This is a genomic window from Bradyrhizobium sp. NBAIM03, from assembly GCF_020194055.1.
Taxonomy (GTDB): domain Bacteria; phylum Pseudomonadota; class Alphaproteobacteria; order Rhizobiales; family Xanthobacteraceae; genus Bradyrhizobium; species Bradyrhizobium yuanmingense.
Genome location: NZ_JADYVS010000017.1, coordinates 90,786 through 103,754, shown reverse-complemented (window position 1 = coordinate 103,754; position 12,969 = coordinate 90,786). Strand labels below are relative to the sequence as shown.

Annotated in this window: 12 protein-coding genes; 6 read left to right on the top strand and 6 right to left on the bottom strand. The window is 65.3% G+C overall.

Annotated elements, in window-relative coordinates; all coding sequences use genetic code 11:
* Positions 1-23: 23 nt before the first annotated feature.
* The gene (locus tag I6F21_RS24330) at positions 24-1,265 is read left to right on the top strand and encodes an MFS transporter (RefSeq protein WP_225139537.1); all 1,242 of its coding nucleotides are present in this window, start codon (positions 24-26) and stop codon (positions 1,263-1,265) included.
* On the opposite strand, the gene I6F21_RS24325 is transcribed toward I6F21_RS24330, so the two are convergent.
* The 6 genes from I6F21_RS24325 to hpaH form a co-directional block, all read right to left on the bottom strand.
* Positions 1,243-2,868, bottom strand: coding sequence for a thiamine pyrophosphate-dependent enzyme (locus I6F21_RS24325; protein ID WP_225139536.1), 1,626 nt, complete (start codon positions 2,866-2,868; stop codon positions 1,243-1,245). The two genes, I6F21_RS24330 and I6F21_RS24325, sit on opposite strands and share 23 nt — an antisense overlap.
* A 25-nt stretch (positions 2,869-2,893) precedes the next feature.
* Positions 2,894-3,763, bottom strand: a complete 870-nt coding sequence (locus tag I6F21_RS24320) for a fumarylacetoacetate hydrolase family protein (protein ID WP_225139535.1) — start codon at positions 3,761-3,763, stop codon at positions 2,894-2,896.
* Entirely contained in the window at positions 3,763-4,746 is a 984-nt protein-coding gene (gene hpaD, locus I6F21_RS24315) for a 3,4-dihydroxyphenylacetate 2,3-dioxygenase (protein ID WP_109144450.1), read from the bottom strand. Before hpaD ends, I6F21_RS24320 begins: the two co-directional genes overlap by 1 nt.
* A 134-nt stretch (positions 4,747-4,880) precedes the next feature.
* Positions 4,881-6,419, bottom strand: a complete 1,539-nt coding sequence (gene hpaE / locus I6F21_RS24310) for a 5-carboxymethyl-2-hydroxymuconate semialdehyde dehydrogenase (RefSeq protein ID WP_225113529.1) — start codon at positions 6,417-6,419, stop codon at positions 4,881-4,883.
* A complete protein-coding gene (locus tag I6F21_RS24305) occupies positions 6,412-6,810 on the bottom strand; it encodes a 5-carboxymethyl-2-hydroxymuconate Delta-isomerase (protein ID WP_225139534.1) in 399 nt (132 codons plus the stop codon). The genes hpaE and I6F21_RS24305 overlap by 8 nt, the downstream gene beginning before the upstream one ends.
* Before the next feature lie 20 nt (positions 6,811-6,830).
* Positions 6,831-7,637, bottom strand: coding sequence for a 2-oxo-hept-4-ene-1,7-dioate hydratase (gene hpaH, locus I6F21_RS24300; protein ID WP_225139533.1), 807 nt, complete (start codon positions 7,635-7,637; stop codon positions 6,831-6,833).
* Between the two features lie 111 nt (positions 7,638-7,748).
* On the opposite strand from hpaH, the gene hpaR reads away from it, so the two are divergent.
* From hpaR to I6F21_RS24275, 5 genes are all read left to right on the top strand, one after another.
* On the top strand, positions 7,749-8,267 hold the full coding sequence (gene hpaR, locus I6F21_RS24295) for a homoprotocatechuate degradation operon regulator HpaR (protein WP_057027114.1): 519 nt from the start codon (positions 7,749-7,751) through the stop codon (positions 8,265-8,267).
* 116 nt (positions 8,268-8,383) lie between these two features.
* A complete protein-coding gene (locus tag I6F21_RS24290; RefSeq protein WP_100230151.1) occupies positions 8,384-9,160 on the top strand; it encodes an aldolase/citrate lyase family protein in 777 nt (258 codons plus the stop codon).
* Between the two features lie 97 nt (positions 9,161-9,257).
* Positions 9,258-10,781, top strand: coding sequence for an altronate dehydratase family protein (locus tag I6F21_RS24285; protein WP_225139532.1), 1,524 nt, complete (start codon positions 9,258-9,260; stop codon positions 10,779-10,781).
* Between the two features lie 245 nt (positions 10,782-11,026).
* Positions 11,027-11,545: a PAS domain-containing protein gene (locus I6F21_RS24280; RefSeq protein WP_036006163.1), complete on the top strand. Its 519-nt coding sequence runs from the start codon at positions 11,027-11,029 to the stop codon at positions 11,543-11,545.
* Positions 11,523-12,827 (top strand): methyl-accepting chemotaxis protein, encoded by a 1,305-nt coding sequence (locus I6F21_RS24275; RefSeq protein WP_225139531.1) that lies wholly within the window; start codon positions 11,523-11,525, stop codon positions 12,825-12,827. Before I6F21_RS24280 ends, I6F21_RS24275 begins: the two co-directional genes overlap by 23 nt.
* Positions 12,828-12,969: the final 142 nt, after the last annotated feature.

The window sequence follows — 12,969 nt, the reverse complement described above, 5'->3', positions numbered from 1 at the left end:
GCTTCGGGCGGGGAGGCGGCGACATGACCACCACACAGAACTCGACCGGCACGGGCACGGCGAACCGCACGGGGCTTTATCTCGCAGGCCTGCAATTGGTGTTCACGCTGGGCTGGACGACCTACGTTGTCTACCTGCCAAAGCTGGCCGCAGAGGTCGGCATCGCGCCGTCCGCCGTGATCCTCATCCTGATGCTGGATCAGGCGATCTTCACCATTGCGGACACCGCGATGGGAATCGCCGCCGACAAGCTCGCGCCCCATGTCGGCAGGCTCGGCCTGTTCGTCGCCCTCGTGACCGCGATCTCCTGCGGCGCCTTCGTCGCGCTTCCGTTCGTTGCCGGAGCCGGTGCGGCGGCGCAGGGCTGGTTCATCGCGCTGATCGTGATCTGGTCGATCACGTCCTCTGCGTTGCGGGCGCCGCCTCTGACCTTGCTCGGCAAGTACCGCGCCAAGCCGCAAGTGCCGTTCCTCGCCGCGCTGACCATGCTAGGCTACGGCGTCGCCGGCGCGCTCTCGCCCTATCTCGGCGTGGTGCTGCGCGAGCACGATGCGCGGTTGCCGTTCGTGATCTCCAGCGTGGTGCTGCTCCTGACCGCGCTCGGGCTGTCCAGGATCGAGCACGACGTGGCGCGCGACACCGTGCCGCCCACACCGGACGAAGCGGCAGCACCGCTCGGTCTCGTCCCGATCACCTTCATCGTCGCGATGGTCGCGCTCGCACTCGGCTACCAGCTGCACTTTGCCATGAACAGCGCGCCGTTCTATCTGCGCTTTGCAGCTCCCGGCGACCTGCAATGGCTGATGCCGGTGTTCTGGATCGGCTTCAACATCGCGATGTTTCCGGCAAGCCTCGTCGTCAAGCATCGTGGCGGCCTCGTCGTGATGGGTGCCGCGGGCTTGTTCGGTGCGGTGGCGATTGCGGCGGCCGAGTTCGCCGGCAATCTCAACATGCTGATCGCCGCGCAATTTCTCGCCGGAGCCGCGTGGGGTTGCATGCTGATGAGCGCGGTCTCGGCTGCGCTCGCGATCGGCTCGACCGGCGCTGAAGGCAAGGTCACGGGCCTCGTCTTCTCCGCGCTCGCCCTCGGCACCTTCGCGCGGATGGCGGCGGTTGCCGGCGGCCTGCAGAAGATGCCGGAATACGCGCCGCTGCTGCACTGGGCGCCGGTCGCCTGCTGGTCGGTCGCAGGCGCCGGTCTGCTGGTGATTGCAGCCGCGCGGCTACAGGGAGCGTCCGGCCTCAAGGCTTCGGCGGGTGAATGAAAGCCCACGGGCTGACTTCGGAATCCCTGGGCACCTCGACTGAAATCAGCACCGGCCCGCCGTGGCCGAGCGCCTTCTCCATCGCCGCCTTGAACTGCTCCGGCGCGGTGACGCGCGCCGCGGCGACGCCAAAGGATTCCGCGAGCTTGACGAAATCCGGATTGATGAGGTCGGACGCCACCACGCGGCCATCGAAATGCTGGCGCTGGTCGCGGCGGACATTGCCGTAGGCGTTGTTGTTGAACACCAGCGTCACCACGCCGATGTTGAACTGCACGGCGGTGGCAAGCTCCTGCACGCCGAACATGAAGCCGCCGTCCCCGGTGATGGCCACCACCGGCTTGTCGGGATTGGCGACCTTGGCGCCGAGCGCGGTCGGGAAACCCGAGCCGAGCGTGCCCTGGTAGCCCGAGGTGATGAAGGTGCGCGGCTGGTACACCGGAAAGCCGTACCAGGAGGCGAAGCCGACCTGCGATAGTTCGTCGGTGACGATCGCGTTCGCCGGCAGTACCTCGCGCAGGATGTTGAGATAGGCCATCTGCGGCTGGACCCGCTGGATCTCGGCTTGCGCGGCCGCGGTGGCCTCGCGGATCGTGGCGCGCCGTCCGGAGGTCTTGCTGTAGCCGGCCTTGCCCACGGCGGCAGCGAGATCGCGGGTCGCGGCCCTGGCGTCGGCGACGATCGCAGTGTCGGACGAGAACCGCCGCATCTCGACCGGATCGATGTCGATGCGGATGCACTTCAGGCCAGCGGGCCGATACGGCCAGCGCGACATGGTCGGCAGCTCCAGCCGCGTGCCGATGCCGATCATGAGATCGGTGTTCGGCCACAGCCTGTAGGCCGCGGCCATGGTGAGCCCGAGCTCGTGCGCATTGGAGACGATGCCGCGGCCGCTACGGAAGGCGACCACGGGCGCATCGATCATCTCGGCGAGTTCGAGGATCTCCTCACCCGCTTCGATCGCGCCGCTGCCGACGAAGATCATCGGCGCCTTGCTGGTCCTGATGAGCGCGGCGGCCTGCTTGATCATATCAGGATCGGGCTGCGGCGCCGGCAGCGGCTCCAGCACCTGCGCAGGCACTGTTGCCGCGCGCTGCGTGAAGACGTCCCAGGGCATCTCGACCGAGGCGGGGCCGCGCCGTCCCGACATCATCTCCTGGAACGCGCGTGCCACGATCGTCGGCGCATTGCCGGGATATTCGATGCGCTCGGCCCATTTCACATAGGTGCGCAAGGTTGCGAGCTGGTCCGGCATCTCATGCAGATGGCCGCGACCCTTGCCCAGGAACGAAGTCGGCACCTGGCCGGTGACGCACAGCACCGGCTCGTTGCAGCCGAACGCGGTGAGCAGCGCCGCGCTGGCATTGAGCACGCCCGGGCCGGGTACCACGCTGAACACGCCGGGCCGGCCGCTGGAGCGCGCATAGCCGAATGCCATGTAGCCGCAGGCCTGCTCGTGCCGCGCGCCGATCACCTTGAGCTGGGCCTGGTGGAAGGCGTCGAACAGGCCGTAGACCTGCGCGCCGGGCAGGCCGAACACGGTGTCGACGCCGTGGGCGACAAGCCCGCTTACGATCGCTTCGCCGCCGGTGAGGCTGGTCATTTGGCTATTCCATTTCGCTTGTTGTTCAGGCTTCGTCGACCACGCCGTTGCGCAAGCGTCCGATCCCCTCGGCCTCGACCTCGACGATGTCGCCGGGCTTCAGATATCGCGGCGGATCGAACCGCGCACCCGCGCCGGTCGGCGTGCCCGTGACGATGATATCGCCGGGGACGAGGGTTGCGAAGGTCGAGATATAGTTCAGGAGATAGCGGAACGAAAACATCAGCCGGCTGGTGCGATCATCCTGTCTGAGCTCGCCGTTGACATGCGTGGTGAGCCTGATGTCGGCGACCTGCGATTCCCGCGTGTAGGGCACGAGCCACGGGCCGAGGCTGCCGCTGGAATCGAAGTTCTTGCCTTGCGTCACGTTGAACTTGGCGTGGCGCAGCCAGTCGCGCACCGAGCCCTCGTTGCAGAGCGTCAGCGCGGCGATGTGGTCGAGCGCGCTGCTTTCGGGGATATGCCGGCCTGGCTTGCCGATCACCAGCACGATCTCGCCCTCATAGTCGAGCTGCACCGAGGCGCGCGGGCGCACCAGCGGCGTGTCGTGCCCGACGAAGGAGCGGGGCGAGCGCATGAACATGCTCGGATATTTCGGCGCCTCCTGGCCATCCCTGTATTCGGCGTTGCGGTCCGGATAGTTGACGCCGATGCAGATGATCTTCTCCGGCGCGGGTACCGGCGGCAACGAGGTAATCTCGCTGAGTGCGTGAACCGGCGTGCGACCAGCGGCTTCCTCTGCAAGGCTCACGAGCTTTCCGGACGCGATCACCTCGCGCAGCGTCGGATAGGTCTGGGCATAGCGCGCGGAGAGATCGACGATGCCGCCCTCCAGGACGGCGCCATAGCTGACATCACCCTTGACGGAATAGGTGGCGAGACGAGGCAGCTTCATCAATCCGCCACCAGCACATCGGCCACGAATTTCGGCTCGCGCACGGCCTGCCCCGTGAACGGCGAGCCCTGCTCGAACCAGGAACGCGGGGCAGGGGCGCCCCACAGCGTCTGACGGCGCGGATCGCGCAGCGACCAGCGCAGCGGCTCGTGGTCGTGGTCCCCGGTGAAATAATCGCTGGTGTAGAGCTCGAGGCGGTGTCCGTCGGGATCGCGCACATAGAGGAAGAACGCGTTCGAGATGCCGTGGCGTCCCGGACCGCGTTCGATGTTCTTCACGAAGCCCTGCGAAGCCATGACGTCGCAGAGATGGATGATGTTCATCGCCGTCGGCGTCCAATAGGCGAAATGGTGCAGCCGCGGACCCTTGCCGTTGGTGATGGCGAAATCGTGGACATTGCCCTTGCGATGCATCCAGGCCGCGGCGATGCGCCCGTCCGGCCCGTCCTCCTCGGCATATTCGGTGAGGCGAAAGCCGAGCCGGGCGTAGAATTCCATGGTGTCCTGCACTTCGGCGGCGAAGACGTTGAAATGGTCGAGCCGCTGCGGGTGGCAGCCCCGATAGAGGTCGTAGCGGCGCAAGAGATGCGGCCGCCGCTCCATCGCCGCGTAGAGCTCGATTCTAAAGCCGAAGGGATCGGTGAATTGCAGCGTGCGGCCCTGGAACGGCTGGTCGACGAAGGCGTAGGCGAGGCCGTTCTCGGACAGGAACGCGGCGGCCTTGTCGAGATCTTTGTCGTTGCCGACCTTGAAGCCGAGCCGGGCGCAAGCCGGCGCGGCGGCTTTCCGTAGCACCAGGGAGTGATGCTGGTGCTCCTCGGCCGCGCGCAGGTACACGACCTCGTCGTCCGCGTCCTCGACATGCAGGCCGACCATGCTTTCGTAGAACTCGCGGCTCAGCTTCAAATCGGTGACGTCGAGCACGACGTGGCTCGAGCGAATGATGTTGAACGGCGGCTCGAAGACGTGTTGCGGTACCGGCATGTGCGTTTCCCCTCTCTCGGCTTCGTCATTCCGGGGCGTGCGAAGCACGAACCCGGAATCCATTCATCCACCAACTCTGCTGCTCGATGGATTCCGGGTTCGGCTCTTCGGGCCGCCCCGGAATGACACCGCCGCTAAATTCCCAGCTTCTGAATCTTGTGCGTGCCCCGCGCCAGCGAGACGTGCTTGGTTTCCATGTAGAAGTCGAACGAATAATCGCCGCCGTCGCGCCCGATGCCTGAAGCCTTCATGCCGCCGAACGGCGTCGGCAGGTGGCGGACATTCTCCGAGTTCAGCCAGATCATGCCGGCCTCCAGCGCATCGGCAACGCGCAGCGCGCGTCCCATGTCATTGGTCCAGACATAGCCGGTCAGACCGTAACGGATGTCGTTGGCGATCTCGACCGCGTCCGCCTCGTCGCGGAACGGCAGCACGGTGAGGAACGGCCCGAACACCTCCTCCTGCGCCACCCGCATCTTGCCGTGCGCCCCGGTCACCAGTGTCGGCTCGACATAATGCCCGCCGCCGGGCCCGTCATAGGCCTTGCCGCCGACCGCGATCGTCGCGCCGTCCTGGCGCGCCACGTCGAAATACGAGCAGACCTTTGCCAAGTGCCGCTCGTGGATCAGCGGGCCGATCTCGGTGGCGGGATCGAGGGGATGGCCGACCTTGAGCGCCTTCACCCGCGCCGTCAGCTTCTCCACGAATTCTTTCGCGATGCTCTGCTGGATCAGCAGGCGGCTGGAAGAGGTGCAGCGCTCGCCGTTGAGCGAGTAGATCATGAACACGACGGCATCGAGCGCGCGGTCGAGATCGGCATCGTCGAACACGATCACCGGATTCTTGCCGCCGAGTTCGAAATGCACGCGTTTCAGCGTGGGCGCGCCCTGCATCATGATGGCCGAGCCGGTCGCGCTCTCGCCGACGAAGCCGATTGCCTTGATGGCGGGATGCTCGGTCAGCGCCTTGCCCGCTTCCTCGCCGAAACCGTGCACGGTGTTGAGCACGCCGTCGGGGACGCCGGCTTCCTTGACGAGCCTGGCGAGAATGGAGGCCGTCACCGGCGACCATTCGGCCGGCTTGTGCACGACCGTGCAGCCGGCCGCAAGCGCCGGGGCGATTTTCCAGGTCGAGAGCATGAATGGCGTATTCCATGGCGTGATCACGCCGACCGGGCCGATCGGCACCCGCGTCGAGACGTTCCAATGCTCGTCGCTCGGCGTGTTGAGGCCGTCGCGAGCTTCTGCGCATTTGTCGGCGAAGAAGCGGAAATTCTCGGCGGCGCGGATCGCGGCCTTGGCCATGAAGCGATAGGCCTGCCCGGTATCGATGCATTCGAGTACCGCGATGTCCTCCGCATTGTCCTCGATCGCGTCGGCCACCCGATGCAGCAGCTTCTTCCGCATGGCCGGACCCATGTCGCGCCAGGACTTGAAGGCGAGCGCAGCCGCAGTCGCCGCCGCGTCGATATCCTCGGCCTTGCCCCGCGCGACACTGGCGAGCACGGCACCATCGACCGGCGACCTGGTCTCGAACGTCTCGCCGGAGATCGAGGCGACGGTCTTTCCGTCGGTCATGTGACCGATGCCGTCCGCGCGCAGAGTCTTCAAAAGCGGCGCGAGGCGGTCACGGTTGGCCTGGAACAGATCGGCTTTCGGCGTGGGCTTATCCATGAGCGGTCTCCGCTTTCAGGGCGTCGTGAATGTTGTTGCGCTTCCAGCTGGTGTCCTTGTCGTTGATCTGCATGTCGAACGACAGGGCGAACTTGCTGGCGGCGAAGACGGGATCGAGATGTCTTGAGAGCGCCTGGAAGACGTGCTCGCCGGCCTTCTGGCGGGTAGGCAGGTCGCGGCCCTCGCCGATGCGCAGCACCATGTCGAGAAAGCCGTAATCCTGCTTTGCATCCGCAATCGCATAGTGCTCGCAGCGGATGGCACGAACGCGGATGCCGCCGAGCGGGAAGATACCGGTCTCGCTAGCTGCCTTGCGCACGACCTCGCACACCGCGGCGATGTCGAGGCGGCCGTCGAGATTGGCCGAATATTCGATGGTGAAATGCGGCATCGCGGTTTCACTCCCTGTCTTCAGGCGAAGTAGCAGCTGACCGAGCCATAGGCGCCATAATCGGCCTGGATTGTGTCGCCCTTGCGGGTCTCGATCGGACGGATGAACGAGCCGGCGAGCACGACCTGGCCCGGCTCGAGCGCCAGCCCAAGCGGGGCGATCTTGTTGGCGAGCCAGGCGACGGCAGTCGCGGGATGGTTGAGCACGCCGGCGGCAAGGCCGGTCTCTTCCAGCTGGCCGTTCTTGAAGCACAGCGCTCCGATCCAGCGCAGGTCAGCATCCAGCGGGCGGATCGGCCGCCCCCCGAGCACGATGCCGGCATTCGCCGCATTGTCGGCGATGGTGTCGAAGATCTTTCGCGTCGCCTTGGTCTTGGGATCGACGCGCTCGATCCGTGTATCCAAAATCTCCAGCGCCGGCACCACGAAGTCGGTGGCGTTGAGCACGTCGAATAGCGTGCAGTCGGGCCCAGAAAGGCGCTTGCTCATGACGAAGGCGAGCTCGGCCTCGACGCGCGTCGCGATGAAGCGCTCGGTCGGCACCAATCCGCCATCGGCGAAGAACATGTCGTCGAGCAGCACGCCGGAATCCGGCTCGTCGATGCCAAGCGCGCTCTGCATCGCCTTCGAGGTCAGGCCGATCTTGTGGCCTTTGACCATGCGCCCCTCGGCGATCTTGACGTCGACCCAGGCCTTCTGAATCGCGTAGGCCTCCGCGATGCTGATGTCCGGGAAGTCCTGCGAGAGCTGCCGGATCTGCGTGCGGGTCTTCTCCGCCTGGTGCAGACGCCTCGCACAAGCTTGGATATCGTCGTTGGAAAGCGCCATTTGTGATCTTACAAATCGTGGTGCCGCGAGATACTTAACATGTTAAGTGAATGCGTCAAACACAAATTCGGCTTGCTGCACTGCAAACGTTTTGCGGCTTGAAAGGGCGTCATGACGAAGAAATCCGCCGATCCCGTCAACGGTCACCCCCCTGCTACGCGCCAGGTGCCGATGCGCGATTTCTCGCGTTCGCTGCCGATGTCGCTGCTGCGGGCCCGGGAAGCTGTGATGCGGCAGTTTCGTCCCTCGCTGCGCGAGCACGGCCTGACCGAGCAGCAATGGCGCATCCTGCGCGCACTGGCGGCGATCGAGGCGGTCGAGGTCACGGAACTCGCGCGCACCGCGTTCCTGCTCGGGCCGAGCCTGTCGCGCATCCTGCGCGACCTCGAGGCGCGCAGCCTGATCGAGCGCAAGACGGCGAAAGCGGACCAGCGCCGCAGCATGGTCTCGATCTCGAAGGAGGGGCTGAAGCTGATGGCCTCGGTCGCGCCGACGTCGGAGGCGATCTATGCCGAGATCACGCGGCGTTTCGGCGCCCGCAAGCTCGCCGAATTGCAGGAGATGCTCGGCGAACTCGAACGGAGCCTTGCGGGGCTCGGCAGCACCGATGATACCCTCGCGGAGGGATGAACCCTGATATGCGTGCGTGCGCGGCGAGAGCCATGGACATTGACGCTTTTTTTCGCTCAAAGTGCGGCCCAACCCGATCCGCGGCGAAGTGAGAGCAACAGGGAAGGAAAGGCAACGTGGCCAATAAAGTCAAAGAGATCTGGAAGTCGGGCAAGGCGGTCGTCAACGCGTGGCTTGCCATTCCCTCCGGCTTCTCGGCCGAGATGATCGCGCAATGCGGCTTCGACAGCGTCACGGTCGACATGCAGCATGGCGTGCAGGACTATCTCTCGATGGTGCAGTGCTTCCAGGCCATGGACAAGCATCCGGTCACCCCGATGGTCCGCGTGCCCTGGAATGAGCCCGGCATCATCGGCAAGGTGCTCGACGGCGGCGCCTATGGCGTGATCTGCCCGATGGTCAACACGCCGCAGGAAGCCCGGAACCTGGTCTCCTATTCGAAATATCCGCCCAAGGGCGTGCGCTCCAACGGCCCGATCCGCGCCGGCATGTACGGCACCGCCGGCTCCTATCAGAAGACGGCCAACGACGAGATCGTGCTGCTGCCGATGATGGAGACGCGGACCGCCGTCGAGAACATGGAAGCGATCCTCGACGTCGAAGGCATCGACGGCGTCTATATCGGCCCGTCCGATCTCGGCTTCTCCTATGGCCTCGAGCCCAAGCTCGACCGCAGCGAGCCCGAGATTCTCGCGATCTACGAGAAGATCATCAAGGAGTGCGGCAAGCGCGGCCTCAACCCGGGCATCCATTGCAGCGGCGCCGAAGGCGCGGCGCGCGCGATCAACATGGGCTTCAAGCTGGTGACGCTGTCCAATGAAGTCGGCCTGATGACGACCTACGCCAAGATGCAGGTGAACGCCACCCGCAAGGAATCGGGCGGCAAGGCCTGAGAAACTCGCGAATGGCGAATGGGGAGTAGCGAATAGGGCTACTCCCTTTTCCATTCGCCACTCGCCATTCGCTATTCGCCTCCAAAGGAGACCCGCCATGACCATCAGCCCCGTCATCCGCCTGCATCCCGATGATGGTGTGGTGATCGCGCGCGCGAGCCTGCCGCCGGGAACATTGGTGGCCGACGGCGTGACTACGGTCGACCGCATCCCCTCCGGCCACAAGGTCGCGATCAAGCCGATCGCGGTGGGCGAGCCGGTCAAGCGCTACGGCCAGATCATCGGCTTTGCCACGCAAGCGATTGCGCCGGGCCAGCACGTGCACGTGCAGAATTGCGGAATGGGTGATTTCGCCAAGGACTATGCCTATTGCGCTGACGTCAAGCCGACGCCGAACTTCGACCTGCCGGCGACCTTCGAAGGCATCCGCCGTCCGGACGGCCGCGTCGCCACGCGCAATTATATCGGCATCCTCACCTCGGTGAATTGCAGCGCGCATGTCGCCAGCCTCGTCGCCGACGTCTTCAAGAAGAATCCGTTCACCGGCGACAATCCGCTCGCTGACTTCCCCAACGTCGACGGCGTGGTTGCGCTGACCCACAAGACCGGCTGCGGCATGACACAAAACGAGCCGCTGGCGTTGCTCCGCCGCACACTCGGCGGCTATGCGCGGCACGTCAATTTCTCGCACGTCATCGTGCTCGGTCTCGGCTGCGAGGTGAACCAGATCGGCGGCCTGATGGAAGAGCAGAAGCTTGCCGGCCGCCTGCGCGCGATGGATATCCAAGAGGTCGGCGGCACCCGCAAGACGGTCGAAGCCGGCATCGCCTTCGTGCGCGAGGCGCTCGCCGATGCCAACAAGGTCAAGCGCGAGACGGTGCCGGCGAGCGAGCTCACCGTGGCGCTGCAATGCGGCGGCTCGGACGGCTATTCCGGCGTGTCGGCCAATCCTGCGCTCGGCGCGGCCAGCGACCTCATCGTGCGTCACGGCGGCACCGTGATCCTGTCGGAGACGCCGGAGACCTACGGTGCCGAGCATCTGTTGACGCGCCGCGCTGTCAGCCGCGAGGTCGGCGAGAAGCTGGTCGACCTGATGCGTTGGTGGGACGAATACACGACGCGCGAAGGCGCCGAGATGAACGCCAATCCCAGCCCCGGCAACAAGGCCGGCGGCCTCACCACCATTCTGGAAAAGTCACTCGGCGCGATGGCGAAGGCCGGCACCACCAACCTCGTCGAGGTGCTGCGCTACGCCGAGCCCGTCACCAAGAAGGGGTTCGTGTTCATGGACACGCCCGGCTACGACCCCGTGGCCGCGACCGGGCAGGTCGCAGGAGGTGCCAACCTCGTCTGCTTCACCACGGGCCGCGGCAGTGTGTTCGGCTGCAAGCCGGCGCCCTCGATCAAGCTCGCCACCAACACGCCCATGTACAAGCGCATGGAAGAGGACATGGACGTCAATTGCGGCACCATCCTCGAAGGCGAGGAGAGCGTCGAACAATGCGGACAGCGCATCTTCGAACTCATCCTCAAGACGGCCTCGGGCCAGCCGACCAAGAGCGAGAGCTTTGATTTCGGTGGCGCCGAGTTCGCGCCCTGGGTGCTTGGCGCGACGATGTAGTCGCGCGTCGCGCGAGCATCGCCGCGCAGCCCAATCAAGCGCCGCCGGTATCCGATGATCGCAACCGGAATCGGAGCGCGTGTGGCGATCCGAAATGCAACGGCCGTTCGCTAAGTAATGATACGGAGGTGGGCGCCTGCCGCAAAAAGTTCCCGGCTTACACCTGGTTAATATTGTTGTCGTAGACACGAGGGTGATGCGGCTTCACAGCGTGGTGGGGCCGGCGTGATTTGAGGATCGAGCCGATGCAAGCGATACGTCCCACTGGGGTGGAAAATCTCCTCGGTGAGGAGGAGCTGATCGTATCGAAGACCGATCTCAAAGGCCGCATCACCTACGCCAACGACGTCTTCATCCGCATGGCGAAGTACTCGTGGAAGGAGCTGATGGGCGCGCCCCACAGCCTGATCCGCCATCCCGACATGCCGCGCGCCGTCTTCAAGCTGCTCTGGGACACGCTGCAGTCCAAGCAGGAGATCTTCGCCTACGTCGTCAACCTAGCGAAGGACGGCAGTCACTATTGGGTATTCGCCCACGTCACGCCGACATTCGACGAGCGCGGCAACATCGTCGGCTATCACTCCAACCGTCGCAAGCCGGATCCCGCGCAGATCGAGCGCATCAAGCCGATCTACAAGACGCTGTGCACTGAGGAGGCGCGGCATGCCAATGCCAAGGAGGGCATGCAGGCGAGCTTCGAGGCGATGGTCGGGCTGCTCAAGCAACAGGGTGTCGGTTACGATGAATTTGTGCTCTCTCTCTAAGGCGCAGGGAGCAACCGCGCTCGCGTGTGGTCTTGCCGTCCTTGCGTTCGTTCTCTCGCTTCTCGGCATGACCGGGATCGCGAGTGCCGCTTCTCTCGGCGCGACGATCGCGCTCTCCGGCTATGCCGTCTGGTGCCAGCACCGCACCGCGATTGCCGTCGACGAGGTCGCCGCTGTGTGCCGCAAGGCGGCGGGCGGCGATCTCGAGGCGCGCATCCTCAGTGAGCGGCAGGCCGGGCGCATCGGCGCCATCCAGAGATCAGTCAACGACATGCTCGACATTACCGATGCGCTCCAGCGGGAAGCTTCGGCATCGATGGAGTATGCTAGCCGCGGCAAGTATTTCCGCAAGATCCTGGCGCGCGGATTGCCCGGCTCGTTCCGCCGCTCGGCGACCGTCATCAATGCCGGCACCGACAGTCTCGGCCGCCGCGTCGTCGAGATCGCGGACCTCGCCAGGCGGTTCGGCACGCATCTCGATCAGGTTGCGGGCACGCTGATGGGCGCCGCGACCGATCTCGAATCCGATGCCGGCCAGATGGCGGCGGCGGCGGAGAAGACCAGCCTGCAAACCTCCGGCGTGCTCTCCGCGTCCGACCAGGCCTCGCGCAACGTCGCCACTGTCGCCAGCGCCGCCGAGCAGCTCGCATCGTCGATCGCCGAGATCAATCGCCAAGTGGCCGGCTCGACCGCGAGCACGGGACGGGCGGTGAACGAAGCCAATCGCGCCGGCAGCGAGATCCGGAGCCTTGCGGACGCCGCGATGCAGATCGGCGACGTCGTCAAGCTTATCAGCGAGATCGCCTCGCAGACCAACCTGCTCGCGCTCAACGCCACCATCGAGGCGTCGCGGGCAGGGGACGCCGGCCGCGGTTTCGCGGTGGTGGCCTCCGAGGTCAAGAGCCTCGCCAACCAGACCGGCAAGGCGACCGAAGAGATCAGCGCCAAGGTCGGCGAGATGCAGCAATCGACCACCAATTCGGTCGCGGCCGTCGAGGCGATCTCGCAGACCATCGCCGAGATCAACGGCATCACTGCCTCGATTGCCGCCTCGATCGAGCAGCAGGGCGCGGCGACGCGCGAGATCGCCCGCAACGTTCACGAAGCTTCCGCCGGCACCTTGCAGGTCTCCTCCAACGTGACGGGCATCAGCGAAGCCGCCGCCGACACCGGCCGCGTCGCTGCCCGCGTCAACAGCGCCTCCGAACGCGTCCACGGCGAAGTCGAGACGCTCCGCCGCGAAGTGACCCAATTCCTGCAAAGGCTGACCTCGGCGGCGTAGGGCTTTCAAACCCTCTCCCCTTGTGGGAGAGGGTGGCTTCGCTGAAAGCGAAGCCGGGTGAGGGGTCTCTATCCTCACGAGCGGTTTTGCGGGTTGAGAGAGACCCCTCATCCGGCGCTTCGCGCCACCTTTTCACAAGGGG